Source organism: Pseudomonas viridiflava, assembly GCF_900602065.1.
Taxonomy (GTDB): Bacteria; Pseudomonadota; Gammaproteobacteria; order Pseudomonadales; family Pseudomonadaceae; genus Aquipseudomonas.
On the sequence record NZ_UWFN01000385.1, the window covers coordinates 1 to 3,200 of the forward strand.

General features: G+C 51.6%; 2 protein-coding genes. Both read left to right on the forward strand.

Features of this window, described 5'->3' with window-relative positions; genetic code table 11:
• Positions 1-825: 825 nt before the first annotated feature.
• Positions 826-1,653, forward strand: coding sequence for a hypothetical protein (locus tag EE949_RS29095; protein ID WP_122667430.1), 828 nt, complete (start codon positions 826-828; stop codon positions 1,651-1,653).
• Positions 1,654-1,657: 4 nt separating this feature from the next.
• A partial coding sequence (locus EE949_RS29100; protein ID WP_241152871.1) for a lipase family protein occupies positions 1,658-3,200 on the forward strand: 1,543 nt, incomplete at its 3' end.

The following is a 3,200-nucleotide window of genomic DNA, read 5'->3' on the forward strand; positions in this document are numbered from 1 at the left end:
CGNACATCTGCCGAGGTAATCAGCACTGCACTTCGGATACTGGGTATTGGCGTATTAACGCTGAGCTTGAGTGCCTGTGATTTAGTCGCAACACTTGTCAAGGAGGCCGCAGTCTCAGCCACCAGCCATCGCGGCTGGGATACGTTTACGTTCAAGGGGCAGCTGCCTGCGGAGTTTGGCATTGACGCCATCGCATTCTATGGCCCCAACGAGCCGGGTAAAGCCAGTTGTCAGGCCCAGTCATTTGAGCCCGGCAAGACCATCACTCGGCGTCACTCAAAGCAGTACACCGCTGAAATTCAGCCGCAGCCTCAGGCGTTTGGTTTTGAGATACCGCTGAGTTACTACAAGGGTCTGTGCGGGATGAGACTTGGGCGGGTGAAGCTGGAAATCAATGCGCGGTACGGAAAAGAGAAATGGCAAAAAACTTATGCAGACGGTAATTTTTTAATTAGCCAAAACGGCACCGACAAAACCCTCTCCTTCGGGAGGGCAAATGCTATCAATGTAAAAGCAGAGTGCAGCTTCACGTTCAAAGAAAGTGCAATGCATCTCGGCATAGCCAAGCTAATGCAGTGTAAATCTCAAGGATTAGATTTGCCAGAATCCGAATTAGCAAACAAAACCGTGCATCTCAATGTAAACGTTAGTACGGAGGAACGGCCCTACTACGACCATACATGGATCAAGTTCGACAATGGTTGGAAACCATGCCTCCCCAAAGAGGGTGGATGGATAAAGTGCCAATCCCCACCCGCGTTTAAAACTTTCGAAATGAACGGACAGACTTGCACTGTATTCCCCGGCTGCACGGAGTAAGCACTCATGTATCCCCAAACATCTTCCGAGATACTCAGCCCTGCCCTTCGGGTATTGAGTATCGGCGCATTGATACTCGGCCTGAGTGGCTGTGATTTAGTCGGAATATTGGCCAAGGAGGTTGCAGTTTCAGCTACCAGCCATCGCGGCTGGGATACGTTTACGTTCAAGGGGCAGCTGCCTGCGGAGTTTGGCATTGATGCCATTGCTTTCTATGTCCCCAATGAGCCGGATAAACCCAGTTGTCAGACACCGTCATTTGAGCCCGGCAAGACCATCACTCGGCGTCATACGCAACAGTACACCGCTGAGATTCAGGCGCAGCCTCAGGCCTTTAGTTTTGAGATACCGCTGAGTTACTACAAGGGTCTTTGTGGGATGAAGCTTGGGCGGGTGAAGCTGGAAATCAATGCGCGGTACGGAAAAGAGAAATGGCAAAACACTTACGCAGACGGCTACTTGCAAGTCCAGCGCAAAGCCGACTCACACTCGCACGATTTCACGGCAGCTGGAGAATTAGAACTAAATGCACTTTGCAGTTTCATGTTTCAAGAAAGCAAAATGCGCACTGGGATCGCAAAACTCATGTCATGTCGAGGAGCGATAGCAAATTTACCAACGAATAAATTAGCCAATAAAACAGCCACCTTAATTATCGAATCTAATCCGATCGAAAAACCATCAATGAGAAACCGCTGGATAAAAACAGAAGCAGGCTGGAAGCCATGTCAACCGACAGAAAAATCAAATCGATGCCAAGTACCACCTATTTTCAAAACTTTTGAGATGGACGGGCAAATCTGCACGGTCTATCCCAACTGCAAGGAGCAATAATAAAATGCCAATGATAGGCCCTAGGTTACAAGAGTCGTGCCCCCTGCGCGGTCACTGGGCCAGTTTCCGCCTAGTCGACGAACATGGAAAAGGAGAAACCTACTCCGGACTCACTTTCAAGGCTTACGACAGCCAAGGCCAAATTTATACGGGTAAAACTGACTCCGAGGGCTACGCAAAAGTGGATGACTTTTACCATGGCCCTTTATTTCTGGAGGTGAATTCACCTTTTGAATTTGGAGAAAAATGGTATGAAGACTTGCGAGACAGAGAAAGTTTTCCTATCCCATTAACAGCTCTTCAAGTTGCAGCAGAACAAACCCCCGCTGCCCACCGCAAACCCGGCGATCCGCATTTACCGCAAGTGCGCGCCAAGGAAGAAGAGGCCCTCTATTATCACGTTCAGGTACGGGACTTCGCGCTCAATTCAGCGGCAGCGCATTTGCCCGAGCACACGATCGACAAACACTTCCCCAGCCCTTTTCTGGTAGCGGAATGCAAAGCGCTATTTAAAAAGCGTGGCATAGAGGAAAAAGCGGGCATTCCATTGGCGCCCTGCCGACACCACGTGATTGAAGTGAAAGCCTTGCGCGCTTACAGCCCGATCTTTTCCCGGGACAAGGCCTTTTGCGCGTTGAACTGTTATCACCTGGCGGTGATGAGCACCTTTGTCTATGCACCATTCAATCAGGAGCGTGAGCATGACGAGCAGCCTGCACCGCCGCCCTACTACGGCGACCGGATTGCTTCGATTGGCCAGGTCCTGCACAACGAGCTGGCGCATCTGAAGAAACCGACACGGTTTAACAATGCGGGGCCTTTTCACTTGCTTTGCGAGGAGGTGCCGTACTCCAAACGTCTGGAAATCGTGCCTTGGGACAACGTTCGTTACACCAAAGAAAAGGATCAGGGCTGGGAGTTTCCAGAGAACACACATTTCCTGAATAACAGTTCAGACACTCAGGCTTTTATCACCCACAACGACAAAGTCGTTCTGATTTCCATACGCGGCACGGCGGGTGGCTGGGATGCATTACGAGACGCAGATGCGCGGCAGATTCCCTACGGCGATGGCCCTGGCCAAGCTCACCGAGGCTTCCATAACGCGTTTATATCTACCAAAAAATTTATCACTGACTACATGGGGGCTTTTTACACCGGGGAACAAAATATTCTCGTAGTAGGCCACAGCCTCGGCGGCGCAATTGCATTGCTGATGGCCGAATGGATGCGTCGTAAATACTCCGAAAACTTACAGCTCTACACCTTCGGCGCCCCCCGCGCCGCTGACGCCACGTTCGTCCGCGAAGCCAAAGACCTCACTCACCACCGCATGGTCAACCACAACGACCCGGTCCCCGGAGTACCCTTCACCTGGCTGGACTCTGAGTGGAAAACCCTGATCCCGTCTGCCGTGCTTAGCGTTGCCGCCGGGCCATTAGGCTTCGTGGGTATGGGAGGCGTCGTTGCCAGCCTCGTCAATATGGAAGGCGACGATTACGAGCACCACGGCGAGCAACGGCATTTCATACCGCGCAAACCCGGCG

What these genes read in the sequence shown, in the direction of transcription:
- EE949_RS29095 (WP_122667430.1), top strand. Translation starts at nt 826, where the DNA reads ATGTATCCCCAAACATCTTCCGAGATACTCAGCCCTGCCCTTCGGGTA.